The following is a 305-nucleotide window of genomic DNA, read 5'->3' on the forward strand; positions in this document are numbered from 1 at the left end:
GCCGGGCCGATCGTGAGGCTGCCGTTGTCGGACAGCACCCCACCCGGGTTGATCGTCACCACCCCGTTGTCGGTCAGCGTGCCGGTCACGCTCAGCGTGCCGCTGTTGGCGGTGCCGGTGCCGACCGTCATGGTGCCGGAATCCGTCAACGTGCCCGACACCGTGACCGTCCCGGTGTCGGTCAGCGTCCCGCCGGCGTTGACGGTCAGCCCACCATTGACCGCCAGCGTGCCACTACCCGGACCCGTGCTCCCCACCGTCAACGTGCCGCTATTCGCACTGGCGGTGCCCACCGTCACCGTGCC

General features: G+C 70.2%; 1 protein-coding gene. It reads left to right on the forward strand.

Annotation, left to right across the window (positions count from 1 at the left end; all coding sequences use genetic code 11):
- Window positions 1-117: 117 nt before the first annotated feature.
- A partial coding sequence (locus OQ968_RS24840; RefSeq protein ID WP_324682305.1) for a hypothetical protein occupies window positions 118-305 on the forward strand: 188 nt, incomplete at its 3' end.

The sequence above is a fragment of the Mycobacterium sp. 663a-19 genome (assembly GCF_035616495.1).
Taxonomy (GTDB): Bacteria; Actinomycetota; Actinomycetes; order Mycobacteriales; family Mycobacteriaceae; genus Mycobacterium.